Source organism: Vicinamibacterales bacterium, assembly GCA_036504215.1.
Lineage (GTDB): Bacteria > Acidobacteriota > Vicinamibacteria > Vicinamibacterales > Fen-181 > FEN-299.
This window is the reverse complement of record DASXVO010000043.1, coordinates 11,046-28,459: the sequence shown is the minus strand read 5'-3', so window position 1 is coordinate 28,459 and position 17,414 is coordinate 11,046. Positions and strand designations below refer to the sequence as shown.

General features: G+C 67.2%; 15 protein-coding genes. 4 read left to right on the top strand and 11 right to left on the bottom strand.

Annotated features, from left to right (window positions below; translation table 11 throughout):
* Positions 1 to 14: 14 nt before the first annotated feature.
* Positions 15 to 734 carry a PDZ domain-containing protein gene (locus VGK32_13000; protein ID HEY3382685.1) on the top strand — a complete coding sequence of 240 codons (720 nt, stop codon included), beginning with the start codon at positions 15 to 17 and terminating at the stop codon, positions 732 to 734.
* 28 nt (positions 735 to 762) lie between these two features.
* Here VGK32_13000 and VGK32_12995 read toward each other — a convergent pair whose 3' ends face one another.
* The 7 genes from VGK32_12995 to VGK32_12965 all read right to left on the bottom strand — a co-directional run bounded on the left by VGK32_12995 (position 763) and on the right by VGK32_12965 (position 8,769).
* Complete coding sequence (locus VGK32_12995) at positions 763 to 1,815, bottom strand: FAD:protein FMN transferase (GenBank protein ID HEY3382684.1); 1,053 nt, start codon at positions 1,813 to 1,815, stop codon at positions 763 to 765.
* A 22-nt stretch (positions 1,816 to 1,837) separates the two neighbouring features.
* Positions 1,838 to 2,911, bottom strand: coding sequence for a DUF3570 domain-containing protein (locus VGK32_12990; GenBank protein HEY3382683.1), 1,074 nt, complete (start codon positions 2,909 to 2,911; stop codon positions 1,838 to 1,840).
* Positions 2,902 to 3,132, bottom strand: coding sequence for a DUF4266 domain-containing protein (locus tag VGK32_12985; protein HEY3382682.1), 231 nt, complete (start codon positions 3,130 to 3,132; stop codon positions 2,902 to 2,904). The genes VGK32_12990 and VGK32_12985 overlap by 10 nt, the downstream gene beginning before the upstream one ends.
* Complete coding sequence (locus VGK32_12980) at positions 3,129 to 3,677, bottom strand: TlpA disulfide reductase family protein (protein ID HEY3382681.1); 549 nt, start codon at positions 3,675 to 3,677, stop codon at positions 3,129 to 3,131. The genes VGK32_12985 and VGK32_12980 overlap by 4 nt, the downstream gene beginning before the upstream one ends.
* 14 nt (positions 3,678 to 3,691) lie before the next feature.
* Positions 3,692 to 3,937, bottom strand: coding sequence for a hypothetical protein (locus VGK32_12975; protein ID HEY3382680.1), 246 nt, complete (start codon positions 3,935 to 3,937; stop codon positions 3,692 to 3,694).
* A gap of 694 nt (positions 3,938 to 4,631) precedes the next feature.
* Positions 4,632 to 6,047, bottom strand: coding sequence for a DUF3999 family protein (locus tag VGK32_12970; protein HEY3382679.1), 1,416 nt, complete (start codon positions 6,045 to 6,047; stop codon positions 4,632 to 4,634).
* The gene (locus VGK32_12965) at positions 6,034 to 8,769 is read right to left on the bottom strand and encodes a DUF2339 domain-containing protein (GenBank protein ID HEY3382678.1); all 2,736 of its coding nucleotides are present in this window, start codon (positions 8,767 to 8,769) and stop codon (positions 6,034 to 6,036) included. The genes VGK32_12970 and VGK32_12965 overlap by 14 nt, the downstream gene beginning before the upstream one ends.
* Before the next feature lie 259 nt (positions 8,770 to 9,028).
* Between VGK32_12965 and VGK32_12960 the strand changes: the two genes are divergently transcribed.
* A complete protein-coding gene (locus tag VGK32_12960) occupies positions 9,029 to 9,523 on the top strand; it encodes a DinB family protein (GenBank protein ID HEY3382677.1) in 495 nt (164 codons plus the stop codon).
* Positions 9,524 to 9,604: 81 nt separating this feature from the next.
* Here VGK32_12960 and VGK32_12955 read toward each other — a convergent pair whose 3' ends face one another.
* The 3 genes from VGK32_12955 to VGK32_12945 all read right to left on the bottom strand — a co-directional run bounded on the left by VGK32_12955 (position 9,605) and on the right by VGK32_12945 (position 11,999).
* On the bottom strand, positions 9,605 to 10,051 hold the full coding sequence (locus VGK32_12955; protein HEY3382676.1) for a hypothetical protein: 447 nt from the start codon (positions 10,049 to 10,051) through the stop codon (positions 9,605 to 9,607).
* 14 nt (positions 10,052 to 10,065) lie between these two features.
* Entirely contained in the window at positions 10,066 to 10,890 is an 825-nt protein-coding gene (locus tag VGK32_12950) for a hypothetical protein (protein HEY3382675.1), read from the bottom strand.
* 74 nt (positions 10,891 to 10,964) lie between these two features.
* Complete coding sequence (locus VGK32_12945) at positions 10,965 to 11,999, bottom strand: hypothetical protein (GenBank protein HEY3382674.1); 1,035 nt, start codon at positions 11,997 to 11,999, stop codon at positions 10,965 to 10,967.
* Between the two features lie 159 nt (positions 12,000 to 12,158).
* On the opposite strand from VGK32_12945, the gene VGK32_12940 reads away from it, so the two are divergent.
* Positions 12,159 to 12,467, top strand: a complete 309-nt coding sequence (locus tag VGK32_12940; protein ID HEY3382673.1) for a hypothetical protein — start codon at positions 12,159 to 12,161, stop codon at positions 12,465 to 12,467.
* 240 nt (positions 12,468 to 12,707) lie between these two features.
* Positions 12,708 to 13,439, top strand: a complete 732-nt coding sequence (locus VGK32_12935; protein HEY3382672.1) for an HAD family hydrolase — start codon at positions 12,708 to 12,710, stop codon at positions 13,437 to 13,439.
* Positions 13,440 to 13,506: 67 nt separating this feature from the next.
* Here the strand turns inward: VGK32_12935 and VGK32_12930 are convergent, their stop codons facing one another.
* On the bottom strand, positions 13,507 to 16,554 hold the full coding sequence (locus VGK32_12930) for a TonB-dependent receptor (GenBank protein HEY3382671.1): 3,048 nt from the start codon (positions 16,552 to 16,554) through the stop codon (positions 13,507 to 13,509).
* Positions 16,555 to 17,414: the final 860 nt, after the last annotated feature.

Sequence of the window (17,414 nt, the reverse complement as noted above, 5' to 3'; positions counted from 1 at the left end):
GAGGGGGATGATCAATGAGCATGACGACGGGCCTCGGGGGGGTTCTCGTCGTGTGGACGGTCGGGCTGCTGATGGCCGGCCTCTCAGAGCCACCTCGACAGGCCAATCCTCCCTCGGCACTCCCGCTCCATCTGACCGGTTTGATGGTGGACAAGGAGACACCGTCCAAGTCCGCGTGCCTCATCCTCTGCACTGGGCCCGTGGAGAGGCGAGGGATGTTCTTCGCCGGACAGAACGTCTGCGATCTCGCGGCAATCCAGGAGATTCGCGACGACGGCGTCATCATCACCAATCTCCTGACGAAGCGTGTGGAAGTCCTGACCTTCTCGCCGGCGAAGCCTTCGACTGGCGCGCTGCCACCACCACCTGCCGTCCCTGCGCCTGCCGCAGCGTCGGACATCGTAGCCATCGAGCTTCCGAAAGCCTCGGTCGATCTCTACCTGGCGAATCTCCCCGATCTCCTGGCTTCGGCGGTGGCGGTGCCCCGCTATCGAGAAACAGCGAACGGGCGTCGATCGATCGACGGGTACGAAATCGGCCAGGTCAGGCAAGGCGGTGCGGTCGAACAGATGGGACTCCGAGACGGCGATGTCGTCCTGGAGGTGAATGGCCAACCGCTGGACGGCATGGCGACTGTCATGCGGATCCTCGGACAGATCCAGAACATGCCTCAGGCGAAGGTGACCGTCCTGCGGAAGGGCCAGCGGATGACGTTCGTCTTCAACACGAAGTGAGGTGCTGCCTGTCGTCCACCCTGTACCCCTACCGTGGGGCAACCGGGTGGAACACCGCCCTGGTCCGGCTGGTCATCGCCAGGCCAACCGCCCCGTCGGACCGACGGTACGCGATCGCGCCGAGCATCTGGGGGAACGACTCAATCAGGGCGACGCCCCGCGACGGGCCGAGGTTGAACGCCGCCTTCGACACCGCGTCCGCGAGCGTCCCATCTGGAGAGTAGAGGGTCACCGCCAGCGACGCATCGCTTGGCATCATCGTCCTCGGGTCGAGGATGTGGCCGTAGCGCCGGCCCGCGATGGTCAGGAAGTTCGCGTATTGTGCGGACGTCGAGACGGAACCCTCGGGCAGGACGAGCGTGCCGAGCAGGCCGTCGGCGTGGTCCGGGTCACGGATCCCAACCGTCCACGCCGGCTTGCCGGGCGGCTTGCCGAGCATGTACTGGTTGCCCCCCGCGTCGATGAAGCCTCCCAGGCCGCGCCGGCGCAGGGCGCCAGCCGCGACTTCGACGGCAAATCCCTTGGCAATCCCGCCAAGATCGACCTCGACGTCGGGCCTCACGAAGCGCATCGTGTGCGACGCCTCGTCGAGTTGGACATTCCGGAAGTTCACCAGCCCGCGAACCGGCGCGAGTTCCTCGGCCGTTGGCAGGTGCGGGTTTCGCGGCCGGAAGCCCCATAGTTTCATCAGCGGCCCGACGGTCATGTCGAAGGCGCCGCCGCTCCGATCGGCCACCATCTGACCTGCCTGGATGACGGTGAAGAGCGGATCGCTCAACCGCACCGCGAAGTCGCGCGCGTCGCGGTTGGCGGCGGTGATCTCGCTGTCGGCGCGCCAGTTGCTCATCAGCCGATCGACCTCGGCCATCGCTCCGAACGCCTCGGCGGCGGCGGATTGGCGCGACGAGGCGTCGCCGCCGAAGACACGGACTTCGACCGACGTGCCCATCAGGTACCGGAAGTCGCGCGAGATGTCGCTGCCCTGCCAGGCGGGCTGAGCGGAGAGGCCAACGAACCCGCCCAGGCACAACAGGACCAGGACAACGGCCAGGCGATGCTTCACGTGCTGCAGCTTCGACACAGGGTCCGACTCCACTTCCCCCTCAGAACGGCACGCGCAGGCCGAACGAGAACATGGCTGCCTGGAACCCTGTGCTCGCGAGGTACCGGTCGTACCGCAGGTCCAGCGCGGTCTTGTCGGGCAGGAGATCGAACAGCCGGTTCGCCGGGGTGTAGAGCACGTGCCCGCTGTAGGTACCCGCGTTGAACGGCGCCAGCCGGAAGTCTCCGGTGTAGAACTCAGGGCTGCCGAGGTAGAAGGGCTGGTAGAAGAAGGCTGCCGTCTGGTCGTACCACCGGTAGGTGAAGCCGACGAGCAGCGTCGGTCTGAAGTAGTGTTCGAGTCCGACTGAGACCGTGTTCGAGTGCACCGACCAACTGTCGGTGTACCGCCGGTAGTCGGTCTCGAGGTACGTCGCCGCCGGCAACGCCTGCCGCAACCGCACCACGATCGCCTGGCGGGTCCGGAGGTCTGGGGCGTTGCCGACGACCATCAGGTTGTCCACGCTCGTCCGCAGGAAGGGGTTGCTCTGGAACCCGCTGATCCGGTTGTAGTCATAGGCGAGCTGTACGATCGTTCCCCGTGTCAGCGTCTGGGTGAGAGATGCGAACAGGTCATGGGCGTACTGGTTCTCGACGGTCTGCGTCGGATGCAGTTGCGGCCGGTTCAACGAGAAGGAATAGCCACCGGCGATCGTCGTATTGCCCTTGTTCAGATCGCGCGAAACCGACACCAGGGCGGTGTCGGCCGCGTAGAAGTTCTCCCGGCTGATCTCGCCACCCACATCCACCTTGAACGCGCCGAACTTGCGCCGGTAGTCGAAGTTGACGAACGTCCTGCCGCTGCTGTGGCCGTCCGGGTGGCACCGGGCGCAGGAGTCGGACGCCGCCGTGATCGCGTCGACCCCGAACTTCACCTTGAGACCCGAGCGATCGGTGAAGTCCTTGTCGAGATCGACAATCGGCTCGAGCACGGTCACCCCGCGGCTGTCCTGGAACGTGTGGAACTGCAGGTTGAGCACGCTCTCGGCGCGGATCGCCGCCGACGCGAGGACCACGCTCGCCGCCAGGCCACCGGCTACGACGGCCGCCGCCCTCGAGGACCAGCCTACTTGCACCCGCAGCCTCCTCCCTGGACCCCAAATCCGCCGGCGGAGCCTTCGCGCGCGGTCTGCCAGTGGCTGGCAAAGTCGGCCTGGCCCCCGTCGTAATCGAACACCATGCAGGGGTCCGCGAGTCTTCCGCGCTGCCATGGCTGGACGGTCGCGCAACCGCCCGTCAGCGCCGCAAGCAGCAGCGCTCCGGCGATGAGCAGTCCAACACGCGGCTTCCCGGTCATCTGTTCCCCTCCGCCGACGGTTCGGTCAGCAACTGCTCGATCTCGCGCCGGTAGGCGTCGAGCACCTTGTCCGTGTATCCGACGTGTACGAACCGGATGCGTCCTTCTCGATCGATCAGGAATGATGTCGGCATGCCGGCGAGACCGAACGCCCGCGCGCTTGCCCCCTCGGGATCGAAGACGACGGTGGTCTCGTGAGGCCGCGCGACGAGGAAGTCGACCGCGTCCTGTCGCCGCTCGTCGAGGTTCACCGCAATCACCTCGAAGCCGCGTGACTTGAGGTTCACGTAGAGGCGATCGAGCGCGGGAAACGAGCGGCGGCATGGGGCGCACCAGCTCGCCCAGAAGTCCACGAGCACGACCCGCCCCTTCAGGTCGGCCAGCGAAAGGACCGAGCCGTCTGCCGAGGACAGGCGAACAGCCGGCGCCGGCTGCCCTGGGGCCCCGGATTGTGGCGCCGCGGCGGCGACCCGACCCGGCGACGCGAGGAAAGCGATTGTGATTGTCATGGCCGCGATCGCGCGGCCACCCACCAGTCGTTTCATCCTGAGACCTCCGGTCACCGCGTCGCCGCGGCCTGGTCGTCCACAACCCAGCGCCTCACCATGTCGGCGCGGCCCGCGCGGTCCACGCTGAAGTAGCGATACATGCTTCCGCCCGACTGCGTCTTGGTGACGAGCACCGACCGGGCGCTGCCCGGCGTCACGTCCCGCATGACCGCCGTGTAGTTGGCCATCGAGTAGCCGCCGAGTGGCCGCGAGCCCGTGTGGCACGGGACACAGTCGGACGCGAAGATCGGTACCATGTCCGGGTTGTAGGCGAGCGGTCCAGCTGACGTACCAGACGGAGGAGATGACGAACCGCTGGGTGAGACCGGAGTGCTCGTATCAGTGGCGGGCTGCGTCGCGACGCAGGCGGCCGTGCTTCCACCGGTGACGGCCACGACGAGCGCCGCGGCCGTTGCGAGTGCCTGCATGCGAACCGAGACCGCGACGCGTTCGACGGACAAACGGCGAACTGGCACAGTGATTCCCTGCGAACGGCAACCCATTCGATGTGCTCCAAGATGGTGATAGCCCGCTGACTCGGCCAGCAAAACACGGACCAGCGGCCTGGCGCGCGCCGCCGGGTGGATGGGGCCGGAACGTCCGACATCTCGAGGGATCCGCAGAGCCGGTCCGATCACGCCAAGGATGAGCTGTCCCAGTTCGAGGCCGGAGCCGTCCTCTCAGAATCGCACCAGGCGCGGCGCGATGAAGAGCCCGGCCGAAACCGCATGTGCGTCGTCCAAATGCCGTCCAACGCCCCGAGCCACGGTCTTCACGTGATCGTGACCGGGCCCCGACAACCAGGAACGCGCCGCGGTGGAAGGAGAAGGAAGGCGTGACCTACACGATGCGGAAGTATCCGCCGCCGGCCTGCGCGTAGGACAAGTGACGCGAATGCAGTGGCGCAGACTCGAGTCGAGGATGCGGGCGATCCGAACGGCCGCAAGTCGGTCAGCCGCGTGTCCCTGGTGTCGTTCCGCGCGCGAGGCGCCAGACCATGAACGCCAGGCCGGTCACGCCGCCGACGAGCACGCTCCACAGCAGCACCAGCCTGAAGATCGCCTGTCGGCGCTCCGCCCCGGCTTGCCGCGCGGCGGCAGCGACCTCAATCCACGTGCCCAGCGCCGCTCGGCCGAATCGTGCGCGCTCATCGTCGAGGGCTGGCACCAGAGTGCCCACAGGCAACGGACCTGCGGGGGCCGTGGCCGAACCCGCGAGCAGCGTGTACGGCGCCTGGCCCTGTGCCGCGAACACCAGGCTGGCGAGGTGCGCCCTCACGACGAGCCGCGTTCGCATCGGGTCCAGGACGCCGGCGCGCGGATCGGGGGAGACCCGCACGTAGCGTGCGAGGGCTCCGACCGTGACCGGGCCGGATGTGCTGACGACGCCGTCTCTATCGAGCCGGTAGAAGACGCCCGCCAGGAGCGATGACCAGGAGTTGCCAACCTGGGTTCGACCCTCGATGCGCACAGGCGCGACATGCGTGCCGCCGGTCCACCGCAACTCCACCTGCCCGATCGGCAGCGCGCCGCCGAGATCGAAGAACAGTGCGTGCGTGTCGGTATCCGCTGCCGCCGGCTTCCCGGTCGGCTTCGCGCCGGGGGAGAAGACGAGTTCAGCCGGTGGATCGAGCGCGATGGTCCGCTGCTCCGGACTCAGCACCTGTGCCCTGACGATTGCCGGTGGCGTCGCGTCATCGACCCACACGAGCCTGACGAACCGGCCCGCGGCGAGCGGCAGCACGACGCTTTGTTGCGAGAGTGTCCCCGCTGCCGACACCAGCGCCATCAACTGGCCGGCACCGCCCGGATGCCAGCGGCGGAGGTCGTCGCTCGTCTCGAACTGGTAGGCTGCGGTGAACTCGGCCGGGCCAGTCCAATCGAAGCGCAGCGCCCGCGGTGGTGGGTCCGACGGCCTGCGTTCGCCCAAGTCCACGAGCCACCCGCCCGAGCGCTGTCCAGCGGTGCCGGCAGTGCTCACTCCGGGTCGCCGCTTCACGTTGATGCGATCGCCCTCGACGGTGAGTTCGACTGGCGCCGCCCAGGTTCCGTCGGCAGCGGGCCTCGGGGGCAACGGGTAGATCGTCGCCTCGCGAGTCTGGTCGGTGATCTCGACCTGGCTGCCGCGAGGGTCGAGAAGAGCGAACGGCACCCGCTCGCCGTGGGCGTCGATGACGCGCAGGTCGTTCAATCCGGTCTGCTGGCTGTGGGCGTAGACCTCGACGGACAACGGTACCAGCACGAAGGCCCCGGGCTGGCTCACGACTATCGGCGCCTGGTAGCGGAACGTCGTCTCCTCCGCGCCTTGCACGGCTGCGCCGCAAGCCACCGCCAGGGCGATCGGCCAGGTCAGGCTACAAAACCTCATGGCGCTCCCCCTTCCCGGGCAGCGGGGCCACGTACCCGATGACGAGCATCAATACGCCGACGCCGATGAACGACACGATGCGGGTCACCGTGCCCGAGCCGGACAGATCCACGATCAGCAGCTTCAGCACGACTGCGCCCAATAGCGCGGCACCCGCCATCCATGGCGCGCGGAGGACATACCGGGCCGCGAGCCACATCAACACGAGCGCGGTGACCGTCCACAGCAGCGAAATACCCGTCTGCACAGCCAGCGACGCCATCCACGCATCCACGTGGAACGGCACGCCGCGATAGTGGTGGAACGCGCGGATCAGGATCGCGTTCAGCCAGATGAACCCGTCGCCGGCCATGCACGCGAAGGCCAGCCTGGGTACCCACGCGGACGCGATGCGCGCCGCGTCGCTCTCCCTCCAGCGCCACGCCGCGAACAGCGCGACGCCCACGCCCAGGTCGAGCGGGTTCAGCAGGGGCACGTGCGGCAGCGGCGCAGCCGACCCGTTGGACGCCGCGTTGGCGACGAATGCCCAGAGCAACAGGCCGAACGTCAAGGCACCAGCCGCGTCGGTCTGGTAGGCTCGCGGCGCCGCGCTCACCGGCCACACCCGCGCAGTCGCCGGGCGCGGCAGCACGAGCAAGAGGCCAGCAGGAAAGGCGAGCCAGCCGAGCCAGGCCCATGCGCTGGTGGACTCGCCCCAATCCGACGTGATCGAACGACCCTGCAGCGCGCCGAGCGCGGCCAGCACCACGACGCCCAGCAGGTGCACGGATTCTCGCGTGCCCGCGGACCACTGCGGCGCGGCGCGACCGAGCACGACGAGATGAGTCGCCAGTGCAAGGGGCCATGCCCACCATCCGCCCGCCTCGATTGGACTCGCCTTCAGGAAGGCGCTGGCCACGACGCCCAGCACGAGCAGCGGCGCGTGGCCAATGACTGGCGTCGCGATCAGTCTCCACTGCAGCCATACCGACAGGCCGGCGTATACGAGTGCCACCGCGCTCAGACATGCGAGCGAGGCGGCCAGCTGGAACTCCGGCTTCACGAAGGTTCCGATCTCGACGTAGGCGGCAAAGGCGAGCCACAGCGTGGCCCACCCAATCAGCACCGGCTCGGCCGCTCGTTCGACGTCCGCGTCGAACCATGAGGACGTCGTGGTCCGATCAGCGGACCTCTGCACGAACCATGCGCCCGCGATCGACGACGCAGCCACGAGCAGGGCGTTCAGCAGCGTCGCATCGAGCATTCGAGTTGGGGCCGCGCCGACTGCAGCCGTGACCAGCAGCACACCGCCGGCAAGCAGCAGCAGCCCGTACCCGAACACTCGCCCGAGCGGGCGCGTCTGCCGGAACCCCAGCCATACGAGTCCTGCGCCCTCGAGGGCCCAGGCCCCGGCCGTGCTCCGCGCGTCGAGCGCAAACGGAATCGTGAGCGTGAGGAACACCGTGCCGATTGCGAGGCTGCCCTCGAACACCACCGCCAGATGCGGACGCGCGCGCATCCACGCCGCCAGCAGCACGTAGAAAGCCGCCAGGGCCAATGCTGACAACGCCACACCAGAGGCGGTGTTCCGCACGAGACCGTATTGCAGCGCAAACGTGACGGTGGGAACGCCGAAGAGCAACGTGCCGTTGACCCACCCGTCAGCACGCCCGGCCGGAACCGCGGCAGGTTGCTGGCGCGCCGGCATCAGCGTGATCGCAACGAACACCAGGAAGAAAGTCGCGAGGAATGTCTGGCTGGCCTGGTAGTGGGACTGCTGGTACTGCAGGACGCCCCATGCCGTGCCCACGAGGAACGTGAACAGGAAGCCAATCAGGTTGAGGGCTCGCCACGTTCTGTACCAGGCCACGGCGGCGATGCCGAGGTCGAGCACCAGGTAGTAGCTGAACAGCGCGACATAGTTGCCGGTGCCGGTTGAGACCAGCAGGGGAGTCGCGAAACCGCCGAGCGCGCCGATCACCGCAAGCGAGGGGGCGTCCTGCAGCACGGCCAGCGCGGCGGCGAGAACCGCCACCATCACCATCAAACCGAAGACAGGCCCGACCGCCAGCACGCCGTAGAAACGGAACGCCACGAACAGCGTCAGGTACAGAACGGCCACAGCGCCGCCCTGGAGTGTCTGGGCATATCCGGGCCGTCGCTCTCGCAGCCGCCACCCGATGGCCAACAGGACCAGCGCGGCGCCCCCAATGGAGCTCAGCCGCACTTCCACCGGGACCTGAACGTGTTCGGAGGCGTACTTGGCCAGGAAGGCGAGACCGATGAACAGGATGCCGATGCCGACCTTGACGATGGTGTTGCCGCCCAGCAGCCAGCCCATGAGGCGCGACAGTTCGTCCGAGTCCTCGGCACCTGCCGCGTCCGGGAAAAGACGTGCGGGCGCCTCTACACGGCGCGGTGCCGACGGCGGAACCGGCCGCACGACGGGAGATGTATCGGTCGGTGGCTCTGGCGGAGTCGACCGCGGCGTGACTGTGACCGGCGGTGGGACAGAAGTGACAGCCGATGTCGCGATCGGCGGCGGGGCGACAGGAACACGTTGGCTGATCGACCACCGTTTCTCGGCAGCATCGAGCGCCTGCCGCAGGCTGGCGAGTTGCTTCTCGAGCCGGAACGATCTCATCAACAGCCACGCCAGGGCCGCGCCGGCGACTGCGCCAAAACTCCCGCCCCAGACCGCGCCGATCACGCCACCGACCACAATCGCGATGATGGTTGGCACAATCACTCCCGTGTGACGAGTTCCCGGGCGATCCGCGCCGGGGCAGCACGACGGAATGTACCGTCTGGCGGCGCGATCGGCAAGCGACCGGTCGAACGCGCCGGCCGATCACCTGCAAGTCCATGACGCAAGGACCCCACGAGGTTACGAGGAATTGAGCGGTGGCTGGCCTCCGTGCCCGTGCCGCTCGGCGCCTGGTCACTTTGGCGCGGACCGGCGTAACATAGGAGGACACTCAGCACACACAAGGAGATCCCCCATGGCGATCAAGGATGCACTGTTGCCGGAGTTCGATCACGAGATGGCGCTGACCCGCAAGGTGCTCGCGCGCGTGCCCGACGGCAAGTTCGGCTGGAAACCGCACGACAAGTCGATGACGCTCGGCCGGCTGGCCGGACACCTCGCCGAGATTCCCGGCTGGGTGAAGGAGACGCTCACGCTCGACAGCCTCGACATGGGCGGCGATCACACGTCCGACATTCCCGCGACGCGCGAGGCCGTGCTGGCCAAGTTCGACAAGATGGTGGCCGTGGCGCGACCGCTGATCGACGCCGCAACCGACGCCCAGTTCATGTCACCCTGGACCCTGAAGAACAAGGGCCAGGACCTCTTTACCATGCCAAAGGTGGCGGTCGTGCGCGCGTGGGTGTTCAACCACAACGTGCACCACCGGGGTCAGATGAGCGTCTATCTGCGCCTCAACGACGTCCCGGTGCCGTCCATCTACGGTCCGAGCGCGGACGAACCCGCGTAGCCGGACGCAGGGAAACGCATCCTCGACGAACGACGGAGTGGGAGGCGTGGGTCTCAGCGCCCGCGCCTCACGCCTTCCGTATCAGGCATCCGTGGGGTCATCTCCAGGCAAGTCACCCAGGAGTTTCGTCAGGCGTTTGAAATCGTCGAGCCTGATTCGCACGCCCGGTGCGGAACGCCGCTCCATCTCTCCAGCCTCGCCGGGCTTCGATCCGAAATAGTCGATATCGATCCGCTGGGATCCGTGCGCGGTCCACTTGGAGAGGATGTCGTCCGCCTGTCTGAGCGTCGGGGCGATCCGAGCCAGCTCGCCGGTCGCACTCGACGGCCATCCGTCCTTGTCGTGGCGGCGCAACCAGGACGCCGTGCGGCCAACGCGGGCGATTGGGTCCTTGAATTGCACCAGTGCGTCGGGCTCGAACGGTTCGACGATGCGCACTTCGGTTTGGCGACGCGCCTGCTCGAGCCGTTTGCGGACCCTTGCGAGCAGGGCGCGTACTTCATCGGCAGCTGGGGGCGTGTCAGCCATACCATTTCTCCTTGCTACTGCAGATGAGCGGCGATGAAGACCTCGGCGGCGGCGAGCACCGTCGCCACCGACGGCAGGTCGGCCTGCTTCACCGCGACGGTCGCGGTGATTCGGCCGCCGGACTCCGTCGTCTCGAGCAGCACCACGTCGTCGAGCACCACGGGCTCGCCGGCGGCGCCAGCGCGTGAGAGCAGCAACAACACTCGCGTGGGCCGAAGCGCGAGGGGGGGTATCCCGGAAACGGGCAGGGTCAGCACGGTTCGCGCGGCCAGGAGCCCGGCGTCCACTCTGCCTGGCGTGATCTGAATGCGGGCAATGGCCGATCCTGCCGGAAGCGGCGCGAGCGTCAGGTGGCCCACGATCTCGTCGGGAGAGGCGATCGTTCCGGCGCGGCGGGTGACCCGGCGGCGGGCGACGTCGCCGGCCGCTATCCGGTGGTACGCGGGCAGCCCGGCAGGACTGACGACCACGACCGCTTCACTCTGGTCCGTCGTCCGCGCGATGATCCGCGACGGCCAGACGAGCACGACATACAAGAGCGCGAGCGTTGCCGTCAGCAGCAGGCACCAGCCCAGGTGCAGGGCAAGACCTCCGGCCGCCAGCCAGGGTGAGTCGTTGCACGCGTCGGCCTCGGCGAGAGCCTCGCGGGCGAGCAGTTCGGCGAGGCGGTCCCGACTGATCGTCGTCGCGTCCGCGAGCGGCTCGAGGGGATCGCTCGCCGGAGGCAGAGGAACGAGGGCCGCGCGGCGCCACAGTTCCTCCGCCGAGTCGATGCCGGCGCGGCGCAAGCGCTGCGCCTCGTCGGCCGACACGCTGGTGAGGTGTTCGACAGGTGCCACGATCGGGCCTCCTCGATCTGCGCCGGGGCCACCCTTCTGGTCTCCTGCCGCGATGGGAATGAGGTGTCGCATCGTCAACCCCTCGGCGGCTGGCGCAAGGCCAGGTGCCCGAGCCGCTTCAGCAAGCCCTCGGGTGGCGGTGGGGCGTAGTCCGGCGGCGTTCCTTCGAACGGGTCTCCGTACACGATCTGGCGGCAGATGGCCTTCCAGAGATCGCGTTCCTCCCGTCGTGTCCGCGGCTTCTGCTGATACCCGAGCTTGGCGAGCAGTTCCCAGCGGTACAGGTCGAACGCGCCCTTCACCTGTCCGCCCCATGCGATGGCTCGCGACACGGCGCCGCGGTAGAGGGCGTAGCTGAACACCGCGAGGCACGACGCGACGACCATCCAGGCAAGCGTCACCTCGACGGTCACGAAGGGGCGCCGTCCGACGAGGCCGGCCACCACGGTGGCGGCCGAGAGCAGTGCCGCAAGGAACGAACAGTTCAACATGAAGTCGAGCGACGTCTTGGCATCGTCGATGGCGGTCCCGTAGTCCTTGTCGATGGTGGCGAGGAGGCGGGGCCAGAGCGGGATCGATGACATGCTGTACTGGTGGCGCGGGTACTCCTCGAAACTGCGAATGACATTGCCGAGGCGGGTGGGGAGGACGAGGCTCGAACCGGGGAATCGTTCGTTGAGGAGATGTCCGAGCTCGTTCAGCCGAGTCTGGACCAGCGGGCGCAGCGTCGCTTCCGACCGAGCCAGACGCGCACGGGCACACGCGAGGCGCGGGTAAATCCTGGCGGCCTCTTCGACCCGGCGACGATGTCGAGCGCTCAATCGGCGACCGACGAACGTCTTCGCCCACGGGTAGCCTTCGTACAGGCGAATCAGCGGGACGTTCGCGTTGTAGAGGATGCCGGTGAGGAACACGATGCCCGCGGTCCAGGCGAGTCCATGCCAGTCGGTGGCCATCGACAGCAGTTGCGCGAGGAGGATTGGGTCAGTCGTGACCAGGGGGCCGAGCACCAGCACGGCGAGCAGGCCGAACGCCACCGTGGGCAGCAACGTGCCCAGCACGAGCAGGCGCGTGAAGTGACCGGAAATGGCGGAGAAGATGCTCGTCATGCGGCTTCTCCAATACGGTCGGCAGTCGCCAACCGCAGCACCCGGCTACGAGGCGGGCCACACGCGGAACGAACTGTGGCCGCGGGGGTAGGATAGCACTTCCGAGCCGAGCCGGCGCCACCCCAACCGCCCGGCAGCGGGACCCGGGAAATCCGTTCGATGGCCGCCGTGGCGGCCGGTTCACGAACGCTGACCGGCACTGGCGAGGGGCCGGAGAGGGTCCCGGGCCAGGCGGTGAGCGTCTCGTTCTTCGAGTTGCTGGGCGTGCAGCCGATCGCCGGCCGCACCTTCGTCGTCGACGACGCCAGCTCGCGGGCGAAGGCCGCCGCCGGGGTCGTCGTGGGTCTCGTGGCGGCCGTGGTCTTCACACGTTCGCTCGAGTCGCTGCTCTACGGAGTGCGGCCGCTGGATCCGGTTGCCTTCCTGGCGGCGCACGCGGCCCCGGCCTCGACGCTTCGCCGCGAGTGAGGGTGCGCGCGGGGCACCACGCATCCCGCCCACCAGATGGGCTCGAATCGGACCCGTCGTTGTACACTATCAGCCCGTGGTGGAAGTCGCGGCGCAGCACCGAGGGCGACGATGCGCCCAGCCGGCAAGGCGCGACGACTGAGAATATCGGGCCATATTCGAGGGAGGAGCAACGCAGCCGGGTGGGATGCAGCGTCGGCCGAATGCCGGCGGGGCTTTCACCACGGGCTGCCAGCACCCATGTGCGAACGGCGGTTCGATCTCATTGCGTTCGACGGCGACGACACCCTCTGGCACAACGAGCGCGACTACCGGCACGGGCGCGAGCGCTTCCGGGCGATCCTCGGTCGGATCGGCATCCCCCTCTCGGAAGATGACGTCGAGCAGCGCGTGAACCGTACGGAAGTGCAGAACCTGCGGTTCTACGGCTACGGCGTCAGCAGTTTCGTGTTGTCCCTCATCGAGACCGCCATCCAGATCACGGATGGACGTATCACGGGCCGGGAAATTTCCGAACTGCTCGCCCTCGCCAAGTCGATGCTGACGTCGGAGGTGGAACTCTTCGAAGGCGCGCGGGAGGCGCTGGAGGCCCTGTCGCCAGTCTATCCGCTGCTGCTGATTACCAAGGGCGACCTGCTCCACCAGCGAAACAAGCTCGACCGGTCCGGGCTCGCCCCCTACTTTCGCGACGTCGAGGTCGTCAGCCACAAGACGCCGGGCATGTATGCCGAAATCCTGGGGCGCTACCGAGTCGATCCCTCCCGGTTTCTGATGGTGGGCAACTCTCCGCGGTCGGACATCCTGCCGGTGCTCGACGTCGGCGGCTGGGCGATCCACGTCCCCGCCGCCCTGAGCTGGGCGCACGAGCACGATGAGGTGCCGGAGCACGCCACGAGCCGGTATCGGGAACTGAAGACCCTATTGGACCTGGCGGAGGCCGTACGTGCGCTGGGGTCCGGCCAGCGCGGCTGACCGGACCCCAGGTTACCGGGCCTGTGGCTCCGAGCGACCCGGAGCCACGAGCCGATGGCCGGCGCCGTTAGAACGTGAACTTCACCGCCACCTGCAACTGGCGCGGGTCACCGACGCCCTGACGCAGGAAGCCGTCGAAGTTGAACAACGCCACGGTGCTCAGCGGATTGACGTTGTTGGCGTTGTTGAACGTGTTGAACATCTCGATGATCGGGATGACCTCGCCCCGCCCGCCGACGCGGAACGGCCGCTGCAGCCGCCAGTCGAGCGAGAAGTAGGCGTTGTCCTTCCGATCCCAGTTTCGACCTCGGTCCACCCCGTTGAACACGCGGGGCGATGTCGTGATCGGCTGGGCGCTCCGCGCCTGGATCCGAACATTCGCCATCACGCCCCAAGGGATCTGGGCATAGGTGAAGAAGTTGAACTTGTGCCGGATGTCGCGGTCCGACGGCCCGTAGTCCAGGCTCAGATCGTAGAAGTTGAACGACCGATCCGTGAACGGGTCGCGCTCATTCGAATCGTCGTCTTCGTCCTTCGACAGCACGTAGTTGGCCTCGAGTTGGTACTTCTTCGAGAACCGCTTGCGCACGCCCAGCGTGAGCCCCCGATACAGTCCCCGCCCCTGCGAGTTGGTCACGAACACGTCGCCCAGTTGCGGTTCGAACGGGTTGCCGCCGACATAGGTGGTGGCGTCTCGGGTCGGTGGCTGATTGGCGGCAGCGGCGGTGCCGTGCACGTTGTAGTTGAGGAACCGGGTGAGGTGCACACCCTTGTTGTAGGTGAAGTCCACGTAGGCGGCCCAGTCGGGCGCGACCTCGTGCTCGACCGCCACGTTGACACCATAGATGCGCGGGTTCTGGTAGTTGCGATCGAACACCCGGATCCCGGTGAACAGCGGGAAGGTTCCTGTCGGCGCTGCGCTTGGCGGCAACAGGTTCGGCCAGACCGGCATCGTCGCAAACGACGTGAACCCGGAGTTCACGAAGTCGCTCTTCTGCTGGATGCCGTTGGTGGTCACCGAGCCGACCTGGCTCAGCATGTTCTGCCTTGCGTAGAAGATGCCGGCGCTCGCGCGCGCCACGGTCTTGCCGTCGCCGCGGACATCCCACGCGACGCCGACGCGCGGCTGCACCTGATTCCACTGGCTCGGAATCGTGCCGTCTGACGGGAACCGCGGGTCGTTGAGGAACCTCGCGTACGCCGTCGTCTTCGGATCCACGGTCTTCGGCATGAGCTGCGCATCCCACCGCAGGCCGTAGTTGACCGTGACGTGCGGGGTCGCCTGCCACTTGTCCTGGATGAACAGCGCGAGCTCGTCGTTGTTGATGTCCGACTCGCCCGCTCCATCCCGCGCGATCCCGTCCGGGCTGCTCGACTGCAGGTAGAACAGCAACGGGCCGCCGGTCGTCGTCGTCCCCGCCGGGCACGAGGCGGGCGCCGTGACGTAGGTCCCGTTCGAGCACCCGACGGTGTAGGGGCCGAATCCGCCGGTCTTGGCGGGCGAGGCGTAGCGCAGGAAGCCGGGGACGCTGTCGAACAGATACCGGCCCTCGAAGAACCCGCGGAACACCTGGTAGTTGTTGGTGTGCAGCCACTCGCCGCCCAGCTTGAACGTGTGGCTCCCCATGATCATCGAGTAGTTGTCCTTCACCTGGAACCGCTTGACGAGTTCATCCACGTTCGGCCCCAGAAAGAACGGGTTGCCGAAGCGGAACGACGGCCCGAACCCCATGCCGGTGTCCGCCGGCACGTTCGACGACACGGCCGATCGCGGACGATCTTCGGCCGAGTAGGTGACATGGAACTCGTTCACCGTGGTGGACGTCACCGTGCTGAACAGGTTCACGTTGAGGACGTGGATCTTCGACGGCCCCTCAATGCCATTCGCCGAGTTGCCGTAGGTGGCCACGTCGAACGTCTGATTCCTGTTCTTCGAGTAGTTGAAGTTGTACGACGCCGACAGCGTGTGCCGCGCGCTCAGCGTCCAATCGTATTTCGCCAGGATCGCGTTGTTGTTGATCTCGTGATCGACCGGCTGCCCCTCGTCCTGGTTGCGCGACGCCTTGAAGAAGTTGACCAGCGCCAGGCGCTGGCAGTCCGGGCTCGAGCTGATCGCCGCCTCGTTGGCCGCGATCGTCGGCGCGAGGACGCTGCACGGCGTGCCGATGGCCTGCGACAGATTCGGCCGCTGCAGCTTTTCGCGGATTCCCTCGAAGGCCAGGAAGTAGAACATCCGGTCCTTGACGAGCGGTCCCCCCACCGTCCCGCCGAACTGCTTTCGGTTGAAGTCTTTCAGCGGCTGGCCGTCGGAGGTCGCCGACGTCAGCGCCTCGAGCCGCTGGTAGCCGAACAGGCCGCCGCGGATGTCATTCGTACCCGACTTGGTGATGACGTTCACCACGCCGCCGCCGGTCCGGCCGAACTCGGCGTTCGCGCCGGTCGCCACCACCTGGAACTCCTTGACCGCCTCGAGTGTGATGTCGATGGCCGCGCGCTGGCCGCCCATCTGCTCGCCGAAGAAGCCGTTGTTGTAGTCACCGCCGTCGAGGTTGATGTTGTTGAACACGCCGCGCTGCCCGGCGAACGTGATCTCGTCGCCGTCCGGCCCCTGGACGACGCTGACGCCGGGTGTCAGCGTCAGCAGGTCCTCGAACTTGCGTCCGAGAATCGGTGTCGTCTCGACCGTCGTCTGATTCAGGGTGGATGCGGCGGCCGATCTGGTGGTTTCGACGGTTGGCGCTTCGGTCGTGACCGTCACCGTTTCTGCGACGCCTGAGACCTTCATCGTGGAATTCAGCGTGACCGATTGGCCGACTGTCACCGCGACATTCTGCTGGACCAGCGTCGCGAACCCCGACAACTTGAAGGTCACCCGGTACCGACCCGACGGCAACTGCAGCAGGACGAACCGGCCGGCCGTGTCCGTGACGGTGTTGCGTGTCAGGTTCGTGTCGGCATTGCGAGCCTCGACGTCCGCACCAGGGACGACGGCTCCCGACGTGTCGACGACGATCCCCTGAATCACGCCGGTTGTGATCTGCGACTGTGCGGCGGCCCACGTCGAGGGCACGGCGGTCAACAAGAGCGCTCCGAAGACCCACTTCAGCTTGCGCATGCAGCCTCCTCCCCGCGTCCTGCCCCGTGCAGAGGCGACGGAGCCACCCTGGCCGTCGCCACCGTCATCAGGAGCTGAAACCGAACCCAGCGGTTCGATGAACGTCGTTCAAGCGAAACTGGTTCGGCGATGGCTGGTTCCCAAACCCGATCAGCGTAGCCCCGCGCGGGCAACTGTCGCAATAGGGGAAAAAATCGGGGAAAAGACCGACTGGAGAGGCCGGCCGGCTCGGCCGTCAGACGACGCGTTGGTGTGGGCGTCGATCGGCCGCGCGAGCCGGACGGTACCGCCTCAGGCGCTCACATTCTCGCGACGATGGAGCCAACGGGTTCCACTCGGCCGGACCAAGAGATTGCGACCAGCCCGCCTCGGCCGACGCGACGTGGACGGCCCTCGTGGTCGGCGGTCGCGAGGCTCGATGCCCCAGATGCGTGGGGGCTCGTGCCGTCGCTGTGTTGAGCGCGCAAACCACGAGCGCCGCCGCGAGAAGTCTTGCGCCGTCTCCACCCGGTTCATCATGACCGGACCTCTCGAAATCAATTCAAAGCGCGTTCACTACTCCATCACGACAGCGACCGATCGTGGCGGAACCGTCACGACCCCGGAGGTCGGCACCGCCTCGGGATTCTCGGGTGTCGCCATCACCAGGGAACCGGGATTGGGCAAGCCAGCCTTCGCAATGACCGGCTTGCACGACCCGTCTGCCTCGAGCGTTGCTCCGACCGTGTCGCGGTACTCCCCGTCCCACAGCTATGCCTTGTACCGCTTGCGCAGCGCGTCGATCTTCTTCCCGTCGGCCAGCGTCAACCGGAAGTCGCTCAAGCGCCATGTGAAGCGATGCGGTTCGTACTCGACGGTCT

Coding starts and splice junctions, on each gene's coding strand:
- VGK32_12930 (HEY3382671.1), bottom strand. CDS start 16,554: ATGCGCAAGCTGAAGTGGGTCTTCGGAGCGCTCTTGTTGACCGCCGTG.
- VGK32_12955 (HEY3382676.1), bottom strand. CDS start 10,051: ATGGCTGACACGCCCCCAGCTGCCGATGAAGTACGCGCCCTGCTCGCA.
- VGK32_12935 (HEY3382672.1), top strand. CDS start 12,708: ATGTGCGAACGGCGGTTCGATCTCATTGCGTTCGACGGCGACGACACC.
- VGK32_12960 (HEY3382677.1), top strand. CDS start 9,029: ATGGCGATCAAGGATGCACTGTTGCCGGAGTTCGATCACGAGATGGCG.
- VGK32_13000 (HEY3382685.1), top strand. CDS start 15: ATGAGCATGACGACGGGCCTCGGGGGGGTTCTCGTCGTGTGGACGGTC.
- VGK32_12940 (HEY3382673.1), top strand. CDS start 12,159: ATGGCCGCCGTGGCGGCCGGTTCACGAACGCTGACCGGCACTGGCGAG.
- VGK32_12985 (HEY3382682.1), bottom strand. CDS start 3,132: ATGACCGGGAAGCCGCGTGTTGGACTGCTCATCGCCGGAGCGCTGCTG.
- VGK32_12975 (HEY3382680.1), bottom strand. CDS start 3,937: ATGGTACCGATCTTCGCGTCCGACTGTGTCCCGTGCCACACGGGCTCG.
- VGK32_12980 (HEY3382681.1), bottom strand. CDS start 3,677: ATGAAACGACTGGTGGGTGGCCGCGCGATCGCGGCCATGACAATCACA.
- VGK32_12945 (HEY3382674.1), bottom strand. CDS start 11,999: ATGACGAGCATCTTCTCCGCCATTTCCGGTCACTTCACGCGCCTGCTC.
- VGK32_12970 (HEY3382679.1), bottom strand. CDS start 6,047: ATGAGGTTTTGTAGCCTGACCTGGCCGATCGCCCTGGCGGTGGCTTGC.